Below are 18,069 nucleotides of genomic sequence, written 5' to 3' on the forward strand. Positions count from 1 at the left end.
CTTCAAAATGGTTTAGTGACAATAGCGAAGAGGTCACACCTGTTCCCATGCCGAACACAGCAGTTAAGCTCTTCAGCGCTCATGGTAGTTGGGGCTTTGCCCCTGCGAGAGTAGGACGTCGCTAAGCTAAATAAAAGAAGCACTTTTATCTCATCTGAGGTAAAAGTGCTTCTTTTTTATGCTTAGATGGTTCTAAGTCTTGAATCCAATATTTAGCTACTGATTTAATTTAAATTATTCGTTAAAAATGTTAAAGGACAGTGAATCTCGGGTAAACATAAAAGACTCTTCAATAAACACTAGTTATTATGGAAAAAGATAATAAATTAAACTGCTAAATAAGCGAAGGAGACAGAAAATACTTGACGCATAAAAATTCACGAACAGAAAAAAAGAAAAAACGACAAAATAATCAATCAAAAAAGAAGAAATCACTACTTTTTAAAATATTAGTTACTTTAATATTGCTAATGATTGCTGCCATACTAACTGGGGGGAGTTTATTCGCATATTATGCGAGTCAAGCACCTACACTTAATAAAGAAGACTTAATCGATCCAATTGCATCAGAAGTGCTGGATAAAAATGGAGATGTTATCACGAGGCTTGGCACAGAAAACCGTGAACTAATAGATTATGAAGATATTCCACTAATAGTCGAAGAAGCAGTACTTGCTACAGAGGATATTAGATTTTATGATCACTATGGCGTAGATCCAATCCGATTAGGTAAAGCTGTATTTGCTAACATTACAGAAGGATTTGGTTCTGAAGGAGCAAGCACCATAACACAGCAAGTTATTAAGCAGTCATTTCTAACATCTGAGAAATCTTTGGAACGTAAAGCTCAAGAAGCATGGCTAGCGTTTAAGTTCGAACAGGACTACAGTAAAACCGAGATTTTGGAAATGTATCTTAATAAAACGTATTATTCAGACAGTATTTATGGAATAGAGACAGCGGCTAACTATTACTTTGATAAAAGTATTGACGAATTGTCACTTTCAGAGTCTGCATTGTTAGCTGGGATACCACAAAGTCCTAATAATTATAATCCATATGATTATCCTGAAAAAGCAACAGAAAGACGTAATACGGTACTTTATTTAATGAACTATCATGATCAAATAACAGTTGAGGAAATGGAGCAAGCACAACAAGTAGCAATCACAGACGATGTTGTAGAGCGTGATCAGGAAGAACGCGCGCAATTAACAAACAACCAAGGCGACAAAGCATTTATTGATTATGTGGTTGAGCAACTAGATGAAATGGGAAATTATAATATTTTTGAAGACGGACTTACTATTCATACAACCCTAGATCCAGATGCACAGAGTAACTTGGAAGAAATTCTGAATTCAGATGATATGATCGATTTTCCTGCTGATAAAAATGGCGAACCTTTTCAAGCGGGTGTTACCTTATTAGATACACAATCTGGTGCTATTCGTGCAATTGGTGGCGGTAGAAACTATGGGTCAGAGGTGCAGAGAGGTTTCAACTTTGCAACAGATATTAGCAGGCAACCCGGATCTGTAATTAAACCATTATTAGATTACGCTCCTGCTATTGAAAATAAACAATGGTCAACTGCGCATATTATAGAAGACGAAGCATTTGAATATGAAGACGGTGGAGAGCCAGAAAACTGGGACGGTGAATTTAAGGGTGAAATCTCTATACGTGAGGCGCTCTGGGATTCACGGAACATTCCTGCCATTAAAGTATTTAATGAAGTCGGACATGAAAATGCTGTTGAATTTATAAATGGACTTGGTTTTAATTATGATGAGGAAGAAGTGTATGAGAGTTCAGCAATCGGAGGCGGTTCAGGAACAAACCCGACGGAAATTGCTGGTGCTTATGCAGCGTTTGGAAATAAAGGTGTATATAATGAACCTTATGCTATTACTAAAGTTGAACGAAGAGACGGCTCAGTAGAGGAATTTTCCTATGAAACGAATGCCGCGATGAAAGCATCAACGGCTTATATGATTACGGATATGTTAAAAGAAGTAATTGAAAATCCACAAGGAACAGGAACTACTGCGGCAGTTTCAGGACTAGAAATTGCCGGAAAAACTGGTACTACTAACTATACAGATGATTTTAAGCAGGCTAATAACATTGATTCTGGTGGTGCTCCTGACTCGTGGTTTGCTGGCTACACAACGCAATATACTGCAGCTATCTGGACAGGTTATAAAGATCGATCAAACCCTTTATCACAAACTGAAAGAAAAACTGCACAGAAGCTGTTCAGTAGCTTAATGAGTGAAATTTCTGGGGAGGACATTGCTAATTTCGAACGTCCTGATAATATACTAGAAATTGAAGTGGAAAAAGGATCAGATCCAGTGGAACGTGCTAGTGCATACACGCCTGTGGATCAAATATCAGCGGAACTATTCCTTGAAGGTCATGAACCATCTGAGGTGTCGGATCAGTTTGTTCCCGACTTGTCACCACCATCAAACTCTACAAATGAAGAAGATGATGATGGGGACTCAACTGAGTCTGATTCTAACTCAGCTAGTGATTCCGAAGAAGAAGAAACGGAAGATACTAGTGAAACTGAGGATGAGGAATCCACAGAAACAGAGGAAGAATCTACTAACTCGAATGAAGAGGAAGAAGCGACCGAAGAAACGGAAGCTAGCAGTGAAACAGATGAAGAGGAATCCACGGAAACAGAAGAATCTAATAGCTCCAATGAAGAGGAAGAGACGACCGAAGAAACAACCGAAGAAACAGAACCCAGTAGTGATACAGAGGGAGAAGAATCGACGGAAACAGATGATGGTTCTAATAGTTCTAATGAAGAGGAAGAGTCAACTGAAGAGACCGAAGAGGAATCCACTGGTACTGGTGAAGAAACTAGTGATGAGACAGAAGAGCAACAGTCGTCGAACGAAAATGAGACGAGTAGCGAAACAACTGAAGAGGAGACAGCAGACACTGATAATGAATCCCGTGAACGGGATCAACAAGATCAACCATCTACTGAATAGCTAAAGCTAACCAACCAATTAAATTTGTTTCTATAATAACAGCATCATTTTCTACTTATTGGATAAGCTAATATAAACAATAAAAAGGGGAAGTTTTAATGGCAGAAGTAACAATTTTTGTAAAGGAAGCAGTTGATGGTAAGCCGATACAAGAAATCGAAAGTATTTTAACACAAATGGATGGCATGGAAAGAGTTCTAATAGATACTTCAGATGGAGAAGTAAAGGTTCAATTTAATGAAGAAAAAATTACTGCGGAACAAATTGGAACTACGTTAAGGGAACACAATTATCATTACAATGTCTAATGATTAACGGATTGAAAATTGGAGGAACAAGAATATGGCTAAAGAAGAAAAACTAAATGAAGAAGCTGCATTAAATAATAATTTGGGATCTTCCACTTTACAAACACAAGATGCGATCAAGAAATTACATCAAGAGCCAAAAGAAAAGAACTATAGAAAAGATTAGAAATACAATCGATAAAAATAAGGAGCAATAAAAGTAGTCTTAATGACCTTTTATTGCTCCTTATTTTAATTTTAAGCGATTTGAGATTTGTAGGTAATTACCAAATCATAGTACTATTAATGAGTAAAGCGATTGAGAAGTTAATGTTACACGAATACATACAAATGTGATGGTGGTTCTTGTGGAAAAGGGTATTACTAAAAAAGTACATATTATAGGTTCAGTTGGAAGTGGAAAGACTACATTAGCGCGAATGCTGTCTGATAAGCTTGCTATACCACATTATGAATTAGATAATGTTGTCTGGAAAAGGGCGGAACCTTCGGATATAAGAAGAAGTGAACAAGACAGAGATAACTATTTAAAAGAGATAGTTAATTTAAATAGTTGGATTATCGAAGGGGCCCATTATGAATGGGTATCATCAAGTCTACAACAAGCAGACTTGATCATTTATTTAGATATTGCTGTTTATAAACGAATTTACCAGATTATAAAGCGATTTTATTTGCAAAAAGTCGGTGTTGAAAAAGCAAATTATAAACCAACAGTAAAAATGTTATGGAAGATGTTTGTTTGGACTTACCACTTTGAAAAAGAAGGTAAACAAAAAATAGCAGTGATATTAGTTTCTTATAATCAAAAATTGATTATAATCAAGGACAAATATGAGATTAATACGTATATTTAGGACGAGAACTCATTCTGAATTTGTTAGGTGTATTGTCGTAGAGCAGTCAAATTAGCATCAAAATTTGGTTGCTTATTTTTTTGTCTAATATTTGCTATCGAATTCTCATAAATGTTTTTCAATAGGGGAAAGTATATTAAAAGGGGTCTGATTGTGGATAATAAAATCTTAGATACGATTACGAAGGAACAGCAAGAGGAATTGGATAAAGAAATAGATGGTCTTGTTATAACGAAGAATTTCAGGTCAGCTTCAGCCGAAGAGTGGTACGTTTTCATACCTAGCTATGAGGATCCCAAAACCGGTGGCGCTGTTGGCAAAGTGATAATACATTATAGCTTATATGGAAATAGAGATGTGTTTATTAACACAACGATCATTTTTGATGATCCTACCCTGTTTGAGACAAAACTTCATTATCTTGTGTATGGACTTTCTGATGAAGTGGTTAATCGACTTGTCGGGTATGCAGATACATTAGTAGCAGTCCATGCTGGGGAAAATTCTTATCAAGCAGAATATAAACAATAACGAAGGAGTACTTCTATGCAGAATAATCTGATCCAATCTATCCAAACACACGCGTTACCCTTTGAAACGGAAGCTGACCTAACGCCATTAATGACTAAAATTGGTGATGCTAAAATCGTTTTACTAGGCGAATCAAGTCATGGAACGTCTGAATTTTATAAAGTTAGAGCTGCGTTATCTAAACGACTGATTGAAGAAAAAGGTTTTCATGCGATCACGGTGGAGGGAGATTGACCGTCTTGCCAGCAAGTAAATAAGTATATAAAAAGTGACTCGAAGGAACAAACTGCGCGCGATGTTTTAAACGCTTTTAAACGGTGGCCGACTTGGATGTGGGCAAATGAAGAAGTGGAACAGTTAGCTGAATGGTTGAAGGGCTATAATGATAAACAGGTAAAGACGAAGAAGATCGGTTTTTATGGAATTGATGTATATAGTTTGTGGGAGTCATTGGAAGAGATTATGCGTTATTTAAAGATGACCGAGCCACAAGGTGCGAACATAGAACTGGCAAAAAAGGCGATAGCATGTTTTGAGCCGTTTAATAAAAAAGAGAACGATTATGCAATTTCTGCTTCGTTCTTTTCTGAAGGGTGTGTGGATGAGGTCGCAAAACTGTTAACCGCTATTCGCATGCAACAAAAAAATCTTTCCTATCAAGAAGAAAATGACTTGAATCTTAGAGTAAATGCAATGGTTGCGAAGGATGCTGAAAATTATTATCGGATGATGGTTCAAAATGATGCAGAGTCATGGAACATCCGTGATAGACATATGGTTGATGCATTGAATGAAATTAGAAGCTTTTACGGAAAAGACGCAAAAGTCATTGTTTGGGAACATAATACCCATGTCGGTGATGCGTCTGCAACAGATATGCAAGCGGAGGGGATGACTAACGTCGGTCAGATCCTACGAGAACAAAATAAGAAGGAAGATGTATATATTGTAGGGTTTGGTACGCATCGTGGAACTGTTGTGGCTGCTGATGAATGGGGTGTTAATTTGGAACGAATGATTGTACCAGAAGCAGAGGTTGGTTCTTGGGAGGATGCAATGCATCAAGCAGGACCATATAATAAAATATTGCTTTTTGATCAACAAAATCGAGCGTTATTTGAGGAGTTAATTGGTCATCGAGCCATTGGAGTTGTTTATAATCCGGCATATGAAGCATATGGAAACTATGTGCCATCGCTTATGTCTAAGCGTTATGATGCATTCATTCATATCGATCAAACAGAAGCACTCCATCCGCTAAACGTATCACAAGTTAAACTTTAATCATAAAAATTGGCTGAAGATTAATTCTTCAGTTAATTTTTTATAGAAGGTTTATTATAATTAGGTAACAACTCCTGTTAAAATTTAAAAGGAACATTGGGACAATATAAGAAAAGCACCAATAATGACTAGTAAAGTAATAAGCTTAGTGAGGCAACCACCTTGTGCTAATCCACCTAAATCACCTGTTGCTGAGCGGTTAATAGAATCTGAAAAGTTACCCATTGGATTTTTTTTGAGTTCTTCTAAACGCTTTCGATCTTGATCATTTTGGTTCATAAAACCACTCCTTTTACTTTTCATCATCACTTTCATTTTCTTCCTCGTTATCTTTCCCAAACTTTTTCCTTCGTTTAGCTAAATCTTTTTGAAGAAATGGATTATCATCACCGATTATACCACTATAGCTACCGAATCTAATTACAAAAAAGAACCCTGCTAAAACAATAAGACCGACTAAAATAATTATAATAATTTGAATGATTTGAATTAACAACTGAATCACCTCCAAATAATTATCGAGTGAGATTATCTTTAGGAACCTTACTATTATATACGATTGATAAAGGAAAAAGTTTCATGAGGTTTACTGCTTAGATAGATTTTTCCAGTTTTCTAGTAATCTATTAGATTACTGTTAACTATGGAAAATAGTGCTGTGAAATTAGCGTATAGTATTAGGATATACAATAATTAGGAAGTCATGATGATTTATAAGAATCTAATCATTCTAAACAAGCTAATAGCATCCTGTATCAGGAAGCTTCTACCTACTAAGATTTGGGCACCAGTAAAGTGAAAGTATATTAAGTAGGTAGTTTATTTATGAATAAGGAAAAGAAGGAGAGAAAAAAATCCAAAATAAGAAGAAGAATTTGTTAGGGTTAGTAACGCTTGTAACTGCAATAGCAATTATTTTATTAGTTACTTTATCGCTTAATTCTGCGGAAGATGCCGCTCAAGCAACTACTAATCATAATACTAAATCTCTTACATCTACGAGTTTTGAAAAGAAAGTGATAGAATACGATATTGTTACAAAAGCGGAAGAAAAAGCGGAGAATATGAAAATAGGGGCTTATGCGAATGGTTTTGTGATTAACTACAACACACAACGTACGCCTGGTAAAGGTAGTGCTATTTTCTTCCATATCGGAAATAGCTATACACTAGGTTGTACCGCTACATCGGAAGCAAATGTTGTAAAAATTATGAAATGGTTAGATCCTGCTAAAAACCCAGTAATTATTCAAACACCTACTCAAAATATAAGTAATTACTAATAATAAAATCTACATAGGACAAGTTCCTTTATGGATTTTTTTGTAATATTTCAAGAATCATTTTAAGGTTATGTTACAATTTTATTGTGAGTAATTGTTCTTAAACCCAGCAGAAAAAATTAAAGTAAGCTAATAAACTGAAGGGAAGGATAGAATGGTTGAATCAGAATGGGATATACATGAGGTTAAGCGTTTGAAAAAAATTCAATTAGTCCAGGGTAATCTTTTTATGCTTTTATCTTATGGTCTGCTTATTTATCTTCTAATGAACATAGATACTGTTGTTGTTATTGGTCTAGTTTGCATACTTCTCTGGATCCATTTAACGACTAATCTCTATACTCTAAAAACAGGAAAGACATTCGGTACAAAGATTAGCAGGCGTGTACAGAAATTTGATGAATACCGTTTAGGGAAGAAGCGATGGAAGCGAAGAAAAATAATAGAAGCTGTCATAATTAGTATTTGTAGTGTGGGTGTTACAGTATTATTATTTGTTTTGGATGTTAACTATCTAAGATTTGACTTTATCAATGGTCTCCCTTTAATTGGGGGTTGGATGGGCTATAATATAGGTGAAATTGTCAGAATAACTGATTTGTAAAAGAAGTTGTTTATCATGGTGAAAAAAATAGATCCATTTACGAATCAATTTCTTTAGCTAACCTAGTTATGTTATACTGGCTATAATAAAAAAGAAGGGACGATGGCTGACCAATGAAAATCTAATCTTATTTTTGAAGTTTGAAATTTTATATTTCAAATCACATGAAATAGGATTAGTCTGCCATTTTCTAAAAACGGATCAATAGCTTATTCAGAGAATGTATTGCTATGACTAATCCTTCCAAATAAATTGGGAGTTTTTTTGTTCTCCCTATCGAGAGAGGGGATTTTGTATGAAAGAATTAGTGAAATTGCAACAGGTTCATTATGAAATAGTTGATCAGACGATTTTTGAAGATATAAATGTTAGTGTCCAAAAAGCTGATGTTGTCGGTGTTATTGGAAAAAATGGTGCAGGGAAGTCAACCTTATTACAACTAATTACGGGAGCGTTGTTACCGACAAAAGGAAGCGTAGAATCGATAGAAAAGAACCTCACAACCGTTTTTGTCGAACAAGAAACCGAGTCACACGCTCCAAAAGAAGTGACAACACGTGAAAGTAGCTTACTTCACAAATGGCACGTACCAGATCATGCTTTTGCTAGATTAAGTGGTGGAGAAAAGTTAAAAGCACGACTTGCACATGGATTTGCAAAAGAGGCTGACCTTTTATTATTTGATGAACCGACGAACCACCTTGATACGGAGAGTACGGCTTTGTTAATAGAGGAAATCAATAGACACAAAGGTGCAATTATAGTTGTATCGCATGATCGTTATTTTTTAGATGCTGTCACAACAAAGATATGGTCTATTGAAGATAGTGAATTTATCGAGCATAAAGGCAATTATTCGAGTTATATGGCATTTCGTGAACAGAAACGCCTGACCCAGCAACATGAATATGCGAAACAACAGAAAAATGTGGAACGAATTGAAAACCAAATGAAAGAGCTCACTTCTTGGTCGAGTAAAGCACATGCTCAATCGACAAAAAAAGAAGGCTATAAAGAACATTATCGTGTCAAAGCAAAGCGTATGGATAAACAAATAAAATCAAAACAAAAGCGTTTGGATAAAGAACTCGAAAAAGCAAAAGTAGAGCAGGTGAAGCCAGAATACGATGTGCAGTTTTCAATTAGAGCGAACACAAAGGTTGGGAAACGATTTTTAGAAGTGAAAGGTTTAACAAAGAGATTTAGCGATCGAACGCTATTTAAGAATGTAAATTTCACAATTAAGCACGGGGAGAAAGTTGGATTAATTGGTCCGAATGGTAGTGGCAAGACAACCTTTTTAAAAATACTGGTTGGTGACGAGCTGTCTGAGGGCGAGGTATGGCTTTCACCTGCTGCGACGATTGGTTATTTAACACAAGAAGTCTTTGACCTACCACTTGAAAATACGCCAGAACAGCTATTTTTTAAAGAAACGTTCGAAGCAAGAGGAAAAGTACAGAATTTAATGCAGCATTTAGGCTTTACTGCTTCCCAATGGCGAGAACCAATCCTTCATATGAGTATGGGCGAACGTGTGAAGTGCAAATTAATGGTCTATATACTAGAGGAAAAAAACGTACTAATTCTCGATGAGCCAACCAACCATCTTGATTTACCATCACGTGAACAACTTGAAAATACATTAGCAGATTACGATGGTACACTACTCGTTGTATCACATGATTCGTATTTTCTCGATAAAACAACAAACGAGAAACTTCTTTTTTCAAACGAAAGTATTGTGAAACAATCGAAAGAAGCAAGCAATCGTCAAGAAAGTGAGCCAGATAAATTGCGTCTAACACTCGAAACGGAAAGACAAGAAGTGTTAGGGAGGCTCAGTTTCATGACGCAAAAAGATAGTGAATATCAAGAACTTGATGAAAAATTTAATCAACTTACAAGTCAAATCAATAATCTTTTATCCTAATTGAATCGTCCGTAAGACTCTTGGATAGCAATTGCTATCCTTTTTTTATTTCGATTAAAAGGCATTTGCTGAAAAAACAGAAATTTCTCACCTATCCAGTCTTTCTAATAATTGAATAATTTCTTTGTTATGCTCAATTTGTAGATCACTATTCTTTTTCATTTGATAAATCCATTTCAAAAGGAAGATTATTGCTAAAGGAATCCCAATATATAAAACAAAAGTAACAAATAAAACAAATATGTTTATCATAGAATCACCCCCAAGTTAAAACTATTGTTATAAGATCCTATCTACATAGTGAATTAAAAACAATCGAGTCGTCAAGTATTTTTGAAAAGGAGATGCTCGCTGTTTGATATGCCAGTCTATATAAAAAGAGCGCCCACTTGGGACGCTCTACTAGCTTATTTCCAAATATCCTTCGATACATCTACAATATGCTTCAACTTGTTCCATTGCTCTTCTTCTGTTAAAAGATTACCATGGTGTGTCGAAGCAAAGCCACATTGTGGACTGATACATAATTGATCAAGTGGTACGTATTTAGAAGCTTCTGCTACTCTAGCTTTTATTACTTCTTTATCTTCTAGTTCACCAGTTTTAGATGTGAAGACGCCTAAAACGACACGTGGTCTATCGTTTGGAACATTTTCTAATGGTGCAAAACTACCAGAACGCTCATCGTCATACTCTAAGAAGAAGCCATCTACCGCTTCATTAGCTAAAAGCTTAGGAGCAATCAGATCATAACTTCCGGTGAAAGCCCATTTTGAACGGTAATTTCCACGGCATAAATGCGTTGTAACTACTAAATCTTCTGGTTTTCCTTCTAATACACTGTTAACTACGTGTAGAGCCAAGTCAATTAATTTTTCTCTTGAATGGATTCCTTCATTAAATGGGATATCTGGTGAAGAAAGTCCTGCAATGTAAACATCATCTAACTGTAAGTAACGAACTCCTGCATCGTAAAAGGCATTGATTGCATCACGGTAGGCTGCAATTACGTCTGCTGCGTAGTCGTCGATATTAGGATAAATACTTTCATTTAGAATTCCGGCATTGAATAATTGATTTGGACTTGGAATTGTTAATTTAGCAACTGCACGTCCACCAACAATCTCATTAAAAATTTTGAATTCCTCGATATGTGGGTGGTTGGGATTAAATGCAACTTTTCCAACTACACGTACGTCATAGCGTTCTGTTTCTTCACCTTTAAATTGGAAACCTTGGTCAGGAACATAACCTTCGACACCTATTAAGTGCTCCAAGAAGTCTGTGTGCCAGAATCTACGTCGGAATTCACCATCTGTTACAGCTTCTAGTCCAACTTCGATCTGCTTATCAACAATACGTTTGATTTCCTTGTTTTCTATTTCGTGTAAATCTGCTTGACTAATTGTTCCCTCAGCAAGTTGCTTACGTGCTTGATGAATACTCTCCGGTCTTAGTAAACTTCCTACATGGTCTGCTCTAAATGGTGCTTTTGTTGCTGTTTTTGTCATTTTAATTCCCCTCTTCCGAATTGTTTTAAGATGACAAACAAACTTGATCCATACGCGACATTCCTTAGGAAGAACGTTAAATAAAAAGTAAAAACCCCTTCTTGTGAAAAGAAGAGGTTTGAATTAACGATTTCTCCTCTTATCTTCAGCAATACGCTTCTGGATTTAGCACAGTACTTGTTAGTCTGCTGCTGAAGCTTCAAAGGGCCAGTCCCTCCACTTCTCTGGATAAGATTTATTTGTTTGTAAATATCTTAATTTTGAGAATACTATTGTTTGCGATACTTGTCAAGATGAATTTTTAAAGATAAAGGAAAAAATTAGAATACCTAGGAAACTAAACGTTTGATTAAAAATTCTGATAGTTTATGCTATGCTGTAATAGTAACAAAAATGGAAGCAGATTTTTAAAAATCCTGGAAGAGAAATTAGTGTGAGAGAATGCTGGAAAAATAATAATGCAATTTGAAAGGAGATGCAAATATGAATAAAAAATTTCTGGATTTACTTGCTCAAAGTTATGATAGCGAAGAAAAAGTGGTAACCGAAATTATTAATCTGGAAGCTATTCTTAATCTTCCAAAAGGGACAGAGCATTTTGTGAGTGATTTGCACGGGGAATACCAAGCCTTTCAACACGTATTACGAAATGGTTCAGGCAGGGTCAAAGAGAAGATAAAAGATCTATTTACCGATCAATTATCTGAAAAAGAAATCAATGAGTTTGCTGCATTAGTTTACTATCCAGTAGAGAAATTACAGTTAATCAAGAATAACTTTGACAACGATGAAGCATTACATAGATGGTATCGAGAAATAATTGAGGATATGATGGAACTTATTGCTTATGCGTCTTCTAAATATACACGTTCGAAGTTACGAAAAGCATTGCCTAAACAGTTTGTTTATATCATAGAAGAACTCTTGTATAAGACAGATGAATTCATCAACAAGAAAGAGTACTATACAAAAATTATTCAACAAATTATCTCCCTTGGTCAGGCTGATAAACTAATTATTGGTCTTAGTTATACGACACAAGAACTCGTTGTTGATCATTTACATGTAGTCGGGGATATTTATGATCGTGGACCAGAACCAGATAAAGTGATGGATACACTAGTTAACTATCATTCTGTCGATATTCAGTGGGGGAATCATGACGTACTATGGTTAGGCGCTTTCGCTGGATCGAAGGTTTGTCTTGCTAATATTATTCGTATTAGTGCGCGGTATAACAATTTAGCGATTATTGAAGATGTCTATGGGATAAATCTTAGACCGCTACTCAATCTTGCGGAGAAATATTATCAGGATAATCCAGCCTTTAGACCAAAAGTAGATGCTGGGGATAAACTATCGGATCATGAACAATTACAAATAACCAAGATACATCAAGCGATTACAATAATTCAGTTCAAACTGGAGAGTCCGATCATCAAGAGACGTGCCTACTTTGACATGTCAGAAAGACTGTTGCTTGAGAAAGTAGATTATGATAAGGACGAAATAACAATTCAAGGAGAGACTTATCCACTGGAAAATAGCTGTTTTTCAACAGTTAATCCAGATAAACCGGATCAATTGTTAGCAGAAGAAGAAGAAGTGATGAACCGCTTATTATTTTCTGTTCAGAAGTCAGAAAAGTTTGCCCGCCATATGCGCTTCTTGATGAAGAAAGGTAGTCTCTATTTAAAATATAATGGAAATTTATTAATTCATGGCTGTATTCCATTAGATGAAGAAGGAAATATGGAGGAAATGGTTATTGAAGATAAGACCTACGCTGGTCGTGAACTGTTTGATATTTTTGAATATTACCTACGTGATGCGTTTGCTCATCCTGAAAAGACAGACGATTTGGCAACGGATATGGTCTGGTATTTATGGACAGGTGAACATTCATCCCTCTTCGGAAAAAAAGAAATGACAACCTTTGAGCGGTATTTCATCACGGATGAGGTAACGCACAAAGAGAGGAAGAACGTTTACTACCATTTACGTGAGAACGAGGATACATGTCGAAAAATTTTAGCGGAATTTGGACTTAATCCAGACCATGGCCATATTGTAAACGGGCATACACCAGTAAAAGAAATTGACGGTGAAAATCCTGTTAAGGCAAATGGCAAACTGATTGTAATTGACGGAGGCTTCTCCAAAGCATATCAATCAAAAACAGGAATAGCAGGATACACGTTATTATATAATTCGTATGGGATGCAACTTGTTGCCCACAAGAAATTTAACTCAAAAGAAGAAGTACTAGCAAATGGTGCAGATGTGTTATCCGTTAAAAGATTAGTAGATAAAGAATTAGAGCGAAAAAAGGTAAAAGAAACGAATGTTGGAGCGGAATTGTTACAGGAAGTCGAAATGCTTCATAATTTGATGGCTGACCGTTATATGAAGTGATCGAATAGGTGGAAAAAGAAGAAGGGGACAAGAAGAAATAAAACCTTGTCCCCTTTGTATTATATGTGGGTCAGAGTGTGTCTTAATTAATTTTTAAATCAATTGCGGACGTGTCCACTTTGTCTCCAAACCATTCTTTTAGCTTGTCTTTTGCTTTTAACTTAATTGGGTCGTCGATATACATAGCTACTTGGAATAAAGCAAATCCGAGTGCACCAAGATCATCTGTGTAACCAACGCCGGTAAAAAAGTCTGGAATTAAGTCTAAGGGTAAAATAAAGTAACCTAAAGCACCAATAATGACAGCTTTTACTTTGGTAGGTACTTCCGGTTTCTGAAGCGTATAATACAACAGTAATACAGCATAAACGACAGAAGAACCAGCCTTCTTAGCAAACTTCGCTAACTTCCCCCAAAATTTATCATCAGAATAATGTTCACTGTTTTTTTGTATTTCTTGTTCTATATTTTCAATTGTTGGTTTCATCGTTTATTGCCCCTTTAAGTACAGTATACGCTATTATTTTACCTTTGTGAAGTTCATTATAGTTGAAGAAAAACAAGCTAAGTATGCTACAGAATATTTTTTACCGTTGTTGAAAAAGAATGAGTAAAATATTGAATAAATATATAACCCTATGCTAAACCTAAGACAAAATATCTTAGGAGGAGATTATATGCCAGAAAAATCAGCAATTACGTCATCTGAATTAGGTGTATTATGGCTTACATATCAGGAAAAAACAATGATATTACGTATGTTAGAATATTTTATAGAGAAAGCCGATGATGAAAAAGCCAAGGACATTATGAATAATCTATATGAAGAGATTGACAAATATGTTGGTATCTTAACAGAAACGTTACGAAATGAAGGGGCTGTAATACCAATTGGGTACACTGCTCAAGATGTTAACAAAGAGGTACCGAAATTATATGATAATGGTTTTGACATCATGTTTGTTCGCCTATTACAAGAAATTAGTATGGGGCTTCACTCATTAAATATAACTATGTCTTATCGGGAAGATATTGTACTGATATTAATAGATCTAACTGCCATTACCCAAAAGTATTACAACCTTTGTACACAATATTTGCTTGAAAAAGGCTTACTTGTTAAATCTCCTCATGTTACAATGCCAAAATCAGTTGAATTTGTTAAAGATAAGCACTACTTGAGTGGATTCTTAGTTAATCCAAATAGCGGCAAACGTTCATTAAATACAGTCGAAGTTGCACAAATTCATCATTCGATTGAAGCAAATATCACTGGGCTTCAAATGATTACAGGTTTTGCTCAATGTGCAAATAATGTAGAAGTTAAAAACTACTTTAATGATGGTGCTGAACTTGCTAAAAGTATGGTAAAGGAATTAAGTGAAGTCTTACTGCAAAGCGGTGTACAATCTCCTCAAACTGCAGGTGGTAATGCCACCCGTTCAAGAATAGCACCATTTTCCGATAAGTTGATGATGTATTGCACAAGTCTTTTTTGCAGCTTTTCTATGGGAAGTGGTTCAATAGGTACTGCTTTTAGTTTACGAAATGATTTACCAGCTAAAATGACTATTTTTATGAAAGATATATTTGAATATGCTCATAAAGGTGGAAAAATTATGATTAAAAATGGTTGGATGGAAGAACCACCACAAATGGAAGAACGGAACCAATTGTTGAAGTGAGTGATATATGGTGAAGGATTTAGCTTTATCCAGAGTTCGATTAGTTTCTAAATAGAAGTTTATGTAACAGTTGTGTATTCCTTTGTGTATTCCTTTTTTTAGAGATTAAAGTTACTCTTTTAAATAATTTTAATTTAGTGATTATACATTTATTTACAATAGAAATATAAAGAGCCATTGATGTTACAAACATCAATGGCTCTTTATTTCAGAACATAGTTTCTTCGTTTCGTCTATAATATGTCTATTGGCCATGGCGAACAGATTCGAGATGCCCAGTTTTCCGCATCATATTCAAGTAGCGTGAAATCTTAGATTGAGAAGCTTTTGCTTTTTCTTGAATATCACCGACACAAACGCCACCCTCAATACATACCTCCTTTGGAAGATGAGCCTGTTGTTTTGGGAAATGCTTCTCCGGCTCCTTCAACCACTGTAAAATGTTAAGCCGTGTTTCATTTGACAATACTTTAAATAATTCTATTTGTTTCATAGGCGTATTATATATCGAACTATTTCGATATGTAAATCATTGTACTTGTTCCTGAGTTCTATCTTAACCCCAAAGTCCTCACTTTGTTCATTACAGGATATTGGTTAGAAAGCAAATATGATTTGTGTAAAGTGTTTGATATCAGCTGGGATGGAACAGTATTCTTTGATATGATATTGTTAAATGCAATTAAGTGAAGGGAAATTTACCATCTTAAACATAGATCATCTTTTAACCAGGAATGGAATAAACATATCTCTAGATTAGTGAAAATAAAAGGGGGCTAGCTGATGAATAAGAACATAAATAAATATGCGGTGGAAGCAACTAATCTCACGAAAATATTTGGGAAAGATCGTGCGGTGGACAGAGTTAGTTTAAAAGTGCCAAAGGGAATTGTTTATGGTTTTCTTGGACCAAATGGTGCTGGAAAAACGACCATGATTCGCATGCTTGCAACATTATTGAAACCTAATGAAGGGAAAGCTAAAGTGATGGGCTTTGACCTCAATCAGGAATCGGATTCTGTTAGACAATCAATCAGCTTGACTGGCCAATTTGCTTCTGTTGATGAGGAGTTGTCGGGGAGAGAGAACTTAATTTTTATCGGTCGTTTAGTAGGTTTTACGAGTAAAGAGGCTAAAAAACGAGCGGATGACTTATTAAAGGCTTTTAAATTGGAGGATGCTAGTAAACGTCAGGTCAAGAAATATTCTGGGGGAATGCGTCGTCGAATTGATATTGCTGCAAGTATTGTTACATCACCAGACCTGCTTTTCTTAGATGAACCAACAACTGGACTTGATCCTAGAAGTCGTAATCAAGTGTGGGATATTATTCGTGCTTTAGTAAAAAACGGTACGACTGTTTTTTTGACAACACAATATTTAGAAGAAGCGGATCAATTGGCTGATTTAATTGGTGTAATTGATCAAGGTAAATTAATTGCAGAAGGAACGAGTAAAGAATTAAAAGCTTCTATTGGTGCTGGAAGCTTAACGGTACACTTTGACAATGTTGAAGAATTAGAAAAAGCTAAAAAGATCTTTGAAGAAGAGCTTAATCAATCCCCAGAAGCAAACTTGAGAGAAATATCTTTAACCGTTCCTATAAATGAACACGCAAAAGCTGCAAAAGCGATAGGGGAATTGGCAAATGCTGCTATTCAAATTAAGGAATTCTCAATGAGTCAACCTAGTTTGGATGAAGTTTTCCTCACTTTAACTGGAAAATTACCAGAGAGCGAAGGAGGGGACGAAGCAAATGGTCAAACATGATCCAAAATCTTTTGAAGAAGGAATAACCAGAATAACACGCCCAAAAAAACCGAGTGCGATTAGCGCTTCGATTACTTTTGCTTGGCGGGCGTTATTACGGATTCGCTACGTACCTGAACAACTATTTGATGTGACGGTATTTCCTGTCATTTTTCTACTAATGTTTACCTATTTATTCGGTGGGGCGATTTCAGGTTCTACTGGTGACTATTTAGACTTTGTCCTACCTGGAATTCTTGTTATGACTGTGTCGATGATTACAATGTACACTGGATTGGACTTAAATAAAGATATTGAGAAAGGCGTTTTTGATCGCTTTCGTTCCTTACCGATCTGGAGACCAGCCGTATTAGTAGGTGCACTAGCCGTTGATGCTGTTCGCTATTTAATTGCATCCACGATTATGATCACCCTTGGATATATTTTAGGTTTTAGACCGGAGGCTGGGTTTATCGGCGTTGTCTTGGGCGTTTTGTTGCTGCTTTTCTTCGCATTCAGTATTTCTTGGATTTGGACGATGCTCGGGATTGTCGTACGTACTGAAAAAGCACTGATGGCAATGAGTATGATGATCTTATTTCCATTAACTTTTTTAAGTAGTGTATTTGTAGATCCAACGACTATGCCTAATTGGCTACAGAAATTCGTTGCAATTAACCCAATCACCTTTGTCGTTGATGCCGTACGGAGCTTAATTCATGGTACGGTTGGAATAAGCGATATCATGATGGTATTGTATATTTCAATTGGCTTACTCCTTGTGTTTGGCCCTTTAACGATGTACTTTTTTAGAAACAAGAATTAATACTTGCTAACGTATTGTGAACAGTGCAAGCACGTTCGCAAATTATTGTAAATTGAATTATCTTAAATG

General features: G+C 35.8%; 17 protein-coding genes, 1 rRNA gene, 3 pseudogenes and 1 riboswitch. Of the genes and pseudogenes, 15 read left to right on the forward strand and 6 right to left on the reverse strand.

The features are described from left to right. Positions 1 to 11 precede the first annotated feature (11 nt). The 8 genes and pseudogenes from rrf to D2K62_RS16215 all read left to right on the forward strand — a co-directional run. Positions 12 to 127 (forward strand): 5S ribosomal RNA (gene rrf / locus D2K62_RS16190). A gap of 235 nt (positions 128 to 362) precedes the next feature. Beyond that, positions 363 to 3,014 carry a transglycosylase domain-containing protein gene (locus tag D2K62_RS16195; protein WP_117161761.1) on the forward strand — a complete coding sequence of 884 codons (2,652 nt, stop codon included), beginning with the start codon at positions 363 to 365 and terminating at the stop codon, positions 3,012 to 3,014. 98 nt (positions 3,015 to 3,112) lie between these two features. Next, the gene (locus D2K62_RS16200; RefSeq protein ID WP_117161762.1) at positions 3,113 to 3,322 is read left to right on the forward strand and encodes a hypothetical protein; all 210 of its coding nucleotides are present in this window, start codon (positions 3,113 to 3,115) and stop codon (positions 3,320 to 3,322) included. A gap of 34 nt (positions 3,323 to 3,356) precedes the next feature. After that, the gene (locus D2K62_RS19330) at positions 3,357 to 3,488 is read left to right on the forward strand and encodes a hypothetical protein (RefSeq protein ID WP_255421377.1); all 132 of its coding nucleotides are present in this window, start codon (positions 3,357 to 3,359) and stop codon (positions 3,486 to 3,488) included. Positions 3,489 to 3,669: 181 nt separating this feature from the next. Continuing rightward, the gene (locus D2K62_RS16205) at positions 3,670 to 4,179 is read left to right on the forward strand and encodes a P-loop NTPase family protein (RefSeq protein WP_369974658.1); all 510 of its coding nucleotides are present in this window, start codon (positions 3,670 to 3,672) and stop codon (positions 4,177 to 4,179) included. 153 nt (positions 4,180 to 4,332) lie between these two features. Further along, entirely contained in the window at positions 4,333 to 4,710 is a 378-nt protein-coding gene (locus D2K62_RS16210; protein WP_117161764.1) for a hypothetical protein, read from the forward strand. A gap of 15 nt (positions 4,711 to 4,725) precedes the next feature. Beyond that, complete coding sequence (locus D2K62_RS19515) at positions 4,726 to 4,944, forward strand: hypothetical protein (protein WP_369974659.1); 219 nt, start codon at positions 4,726 to 4,728, stop codon at positions 4,942 to 4,944. Positions 4,945 to 4,956: 12 nt separating this feature from the next. After that, positions 4,957 to 5,994: pseudogene (locus D2K62_RS16215) on the forward strand (erythromycin esterase family protein); the annotation flags it as partial. An 84-nt stretch (positions 5,995 to 6,078) separates the two neighbouring features. On the opposite strand, the gene D2K62_RS16220 reads toward D2K62_RS16215, so the two are convergent. After that, complete coding sequence (locus D2K62_RS16220) at positions 6,079 to 6,273, reverse strand: DUF6366 family protein (RefSeq protein WP_117161785.1); 195 nt, start codon at positions 6,271 to 6,273, stop codon at positions 6,079 to 6,081. 13 nt (positions 6,274 to 6,286) lie between these two features. Further along, complete coding sequence (locus D2K62_RS16225; RefSeq protein ID WP_117161765.1) at positions 6,287 to 6,490, reverse strand: hypothetical protein; 204 nt, start codon at positions 6,488 to 6,490, stop codon at positions 6,287 to 6,289. Positions 6,491 to 7,043: 553 nt separating this feature from the next. On the opposite strand from D2K62_RS16225, the pseudogene D2K62_RS16230 reads away from it, so the two are divergent. The 3 genes and pseudogenes from D2K62_RS16230 to abc-f all read left to right on the forward strand — a co-directional run. Continuing rightward, a pseudogene (locus D2K62_RS16230) lies at positions 7,044 to 7,277 on the forward strand (SH3 domain-containing protein); the annotation flags it as partial. A 154-nt stretch (positions 7,278 to 7,431) separates the two neighbouring features. Then, the gene (locus tag D2K62_RS16235) at positions 7,432 to 7,881 is read left to right on the forward strand and encodes a hypothetical protein (RefSeq protein WP_117161766.1); all 450 of its coding nucleotides are present in this window, start codon (positions 7,432 to 7,434) and stop codon (positions 7,879 to 7,881) included. A 295-nt stretch (positions 7,882 to 8,176) separates the two neighbouring features. Then, positions 8,177 to 9,814 carry a ribosomal protection-like ABC-F family protein gene (gene abc-f / locus D2K62_RS16240; RefSeq protein ID WP_112180263.1) on the forward strand — a complete coding sequence of 546 codons (1,638 nt, stop codon included), beginning with the start codon at positions 8,177 to 8,179 and terminating at the stop codon, positions 9,812 to 9,814. Between the two features lie 87 nt (positions 9,815 to 9,901). On the opposite strand, the gene D2K62_RS18990 is transcribed toward abc-f, so the two are convergent. Both D2K62_RS18990 and D2K62_RS16245 read right to left on the reverse strand, forming a co-directional pair. Continuing rightward, the gene (locus D2K62_RS18990) at positions 9,902 to 10,066 is read right to left on the reverse strand and encodes a phage holin family protein (RefSeq protein WP_198663148.1); all 165 of its coding nucleotides are present in this window, start codon (positions 10,064 to 10,066) and stop codon (positions 9,902 to 9,904) included. Positions 10,067 to 10,221: 155 nt separating this feature from the next. Beyond that, positions 10,222 to 11,325: a 5-methyltetrahydropteroyltriglutamate--homocysteine S-methyltransferase gene (locus tag D2K62_RS16245; RefSeq protein ID WP_117161767.1), complete on the reverse strand. Its 1,104-nt coding sequence runs from the start codon at positions 11,323 to 11,325 to the stop codon at positions 10,222 to 10,224. A gap of 136 nt (positions 11,326 to 11,461) precedes the next feature. Next, a riboswitch (SAM riboswitch) is annotated at positions 11,462 to 11,560 on the reverse strand. Between the two features lie 248 nt (positions 11,561 to 11,808). Here D2K62_RS16245 and D2K62_RS16250 point away from each other — a divergent pair. Next, positions 11,809 to 13,740 carry a fructose-1,6-bisphosphatase gene (locus D2K62_RS16250; protein WP_117161768.1) on the forward strand — a complete coding sequence of 644 codons (1,932 nt, stop codon included), beginning with the start codon at positions 11,809 to 11,811 and terminating at the stop codon, positions 13,738 to 13,740. Between the two features lie 82 nt (positions 13,741 to 13,822). On the opposite strand, the gene D2K62_RS16255 is transcribed toward D2K62_RS16250, so the two are convergent. Then, complete coding sequence (locus D2K62_RS16255; protein ID WP_112180266.1) at positions 13,823 to 14,227, reverse strand: YkvA family protein; 405 nt, start codon at positions 14,225 to 14,227, stop codon at positions 13,823 to 13,825. Between the two features lie 190 nt (positions 14,228 to 14,417). On the opposite strand from D2K62_RS16255, the gene D2K62_RS16260 reads away from it, so the two are divergent. Continuing rightward, entirely contained in the window at positions 14,418 to 15,425 is a 1,008-nt protein-coding gene (locus D2K62_RS16260) for a DUF3231 family protein (RefSeq protein ID WP_112180267.1), read from the forward strand. A gap of 247 nt (positions 15,426 to 15,672) precedes the next feature. Here D2K62_RS16260 and D2K62_RS16265 read toward each other — a convergent pair. Then, positions 15,673 to 15,918: pseudogene (locus D2K62_RS16265) on the reverse strand (ArsR/SmtB family transcription factor); the annotation flags it as partial. Between the two features lie 290 nt (positions 15,919 to 16,208). Between D2K62_RS16265 and D2K62_RS16270 the strand changes: the two are divergent. Together D2K62_RS16270 and D2K62_RS16275 are read left to right on the forward strand one after the other, a co-directional pair. After that, on the forward strand, positions 16,209 to 17,195 hold the full coding sequence (locus D2K62_RS16270) for an ATP-binding cassette domain-containing protein (protein ID WP_117161769.1): 987 nt from the start codon (positions 16,209 to 16,211) through the stop codon (positions 17,193 to 17,195). Then, a complete protein-coding gene (locus tag D2K62_RS16275; RefSeq protein ID WP_117149090.1) occupies positions 17,182 to 18,000 on the forward strand; it encodes an ABC transporter permease in 819 nt (272 codons plus the stop codon). The genes D2K62_RS16270 and D2K62_RS16275 overlap by 14 nt, the downstream gene beginning before the upstream one ends. Positions 18,001 to 18,069: the final 69 nt, after the last annotated feature.

Origin of the sequence: Paraliobacillus sp. X-1268 (assembly GCF_003426095.1) — a bacterium.
GTDB lineage: Bacteria > Bacillota > Bacilli > Bacillales > Amphibacillaceae > Paraliobacillus_A > Paraliobacillus_A zengyii.